Raw genomic sequence first — 2,199 nt, 5'->3', positions numbered from 1 at the left:
GTCGGCGAGGGGGCGGAGGGGGACGGGGACGTGGGGGGTGGTGCCGATGCCGAGGACGAGGTGGCGGGCGTGGGTGCGGCCGAGGGCTTCGGCTTCGCCGTCGGTGCCGAGTTGGGTGTAGTCGATTTCGAAGATTTCGCGTTCCGGGTTCCAGCGGACGGCGTCGATCTGGTGGCCGAAGTGGAGGGCGGGGAGGTTCTCGCTGACCCAGCGGCAGTAGGCGTCGTATTCGGCGCGGTGGATGTGGAAGCGCTCGGCGAAGTAGAAGGGGAAGAGGCGTTCGCGGGTTTTGAGGTAGTTGAGGAAGGTCCAGTGGCTGGCGGGGTCGGCGAGGGTGACGAGGTCGGCGAGGAAGGGGACTTGGAGGGTGGCGCCGTCGATGAGGAGGCCGGGGTGCCAGTGGAAGGCGGGTCGCTGGTCGTAGAAGGCGGTGCGGAGGTGGGTGAGGGGGTGGGCGAGGGCGGCGAGGGAGAGGTTGAAGGGGCCGATGCCGATGCCGGCGAGGTCGAGGGGCTCGTCGGGGGTGGCGGGGTGGGTGACGGGGGTTTCGGGGGTGCTGCTCATCGGGGGATGTGGCCTTCCACGAGTTTGAGGAGGGTGGTGAGGTCTCCGGTTCGGGTGTGGGGGTTGAGGAGGGTGGCCTTGAGCCAGAGGCCGGTGGGGGTGGTGGCGCGGCCGAGTACGGCCTGGCCGTCGGTGAGGAGGGTGCGGCGGATGGTGGCGAGGGTGGTGTCGTCGGCGCCTTTGGGGCGGAAGAGGACGGTGGTGAGGGTGGGTCGGGAGTGGAGTTCGTAGCGGGGGTGGTCCTCGATGAGGTCGGCAAGGGTCTGGGCGGCGGCGAGGGTGCGGTCGACGAGTTCGCCGAGGCCGTGGCGGCCGAGGGCTTTGAGGGTGACGGCGATTTTGAGGATGTCGGGGCGGCGGGTGGTGCGGAGGGAGCGGTGGAGGAGGTCGGGGAGGCCGGCTTCGGTGTCGTCGTCGGCGTTGAGGTAGTCGGCCTGGTGGGTGAGGGCGGCCAGCGCGCTGGGGTCGGGGACGGCGAGGAGGCCGGCGGCGACCGGTTGCCAGCCCAGTTTGTGCAGGTCGAGGGCGACGGTGTGGGCGCGGGCGAGGCCGGTGAGAGCGGTGTGGTGGGTGTCGCTGAAGAGGAGTGCGCCGCCGTAGGCCGCGTCGATGTGGAGGCGGGCGCCGTGGTGGTCGGCGAGGTCGGCGAGGTCGGTGAGGGGGTCGATGGCGCCGGAGTTGGTGGTGCCGGCGGTGGCGGTGAGGAGGACCGGGCCGGTGTGTCCGGTGAGGTTGGCGAGGCAGGTGTGGACGGCGTCGGGGGTGAGGATGCCGTTGGGGGTGGGGAGGGTGAGGGGCTCGGGGAGGCCGAGGAGCCAGGCGGAGCGGTGGATGGAGTGGTGGGCGTTGGCGCCGCAGACGATTTGGAGGGGGCCGGTGTGGGGTCGTCCCGGGGCGGGGGTGGCCTCGCGGGCGAGCAGGAGGGCGAGTTGGTTGGATTCGGTGCCGCCGGTGGTGATCAGCGCGTCGGGCGCGGTGGCCTGGGGGTAGACGAGCGCGGCGAGGGCGCGGCTGGTGAGGGTTTCGAGGGTGGAGGCGGCGGGGGCCTGGTCCCAGGAGTCGAGTGAGGGGTTGAGGGCGGCCGCGGCGAGGTCGGCGGCGGTGGCCAGGGCGAGTGGGGGGCAGTGCAGGTGGGCGGCGCAGTGCGGGTCGGCGGGGTCGGCGGCGCCGGCGGCGAGGGTGTGGACGAGGGTGCGCAGGGCGGCGTGCGGGCCGGCGCCGTGGTCGGGGAGCAGGGGGTGGCAGGCGTCGTGCACGGCGCGGGCGACGGTGTCCGGGCCGCCGGCCGGGAGGGGGCCGGCGCGGTCCTCGGCGCCGGTGGTGAGGGCTTCGAGGACGATGTCGAGGAGGGGGCGGAGTGCGCGGGGGCCGTGGGTGCCGCCTGCGAGGGCGGTGCCGGCAGGGGGCACAGACATGGGTGTGCTCTTCTGTCAGGGAGGGTTGGGGCTGTGTGCCTGCCCGGTCCGGTGCGGACGAGCTGTTTAGGCGGCCCTAAGTTACTTTCCCTGTACGGCGCGTATCCACCGGTCGCGGTCATACCACCCGTAAGTGGTACGGGTGTACCGCAGGTGTTCGGGTGCGGGGGGCGGGGGGTGGTGCTGTCTCTTATACACATCTGACGCTGCCGACCAAGAG

The 2,199-nt window shown here is 72.6% G+C and carries 2 protein-coding genes; both read right to left on the bottom strand.

The features are described 5' to 3' along the window. On the bottom strand, positions 1 to 564 hold a 564-nt coding region (locus tag IG62_RS0140790; RefSeq protein WP_037840499.1), incomplete at its 3' end, for a SidA/IucD/PvdA family monooxygenase. After that, positions 561 to 1,979 (bottom strand): pyridoxal phosphate-dependent decarboxylase family protein, encoded by a 1,419-nt coding sequence (locus IG62_RS0140785; RefSeq protein ID WP_030816303.1) that lies wholly within the window; start codon positions 1,977 to 1,979, stop codon positions 561 to 563. The genes IG62_RS0140785 and IG62_RS0140790, both read right to left, overlap by 4 nt. Between the last annotated feature and the right edge of the window lie 220 nt (positions 1,980 to 2,199).

The organism is Streptomyces sp. NRRL S-337 (assembly GCF_000720175.1).
In the GTDB taxonomy this organism is placed as follows: Bacteria; Actinomycetota; Actinomycetes; order Streptomycetales; family Streptomycetaceae; genus Streptomyces; species Streptomyces siderophoricus.
Note: the sequence above shows the minus strand (reverse complement) of the source record. Positions and strands in the feature narration are given on the sequence as shown.

Bases quoted from the DNA above. Each gene is read 5' to 3' on its own strand.
- IG62_RS0140785 (WP_030816303.1), bottom strand. From the start codon at position 1,979: ATGTCTGTGCCCCCTGCCGGCACCGCCCTCGCAGGCGGCACCCACGGC.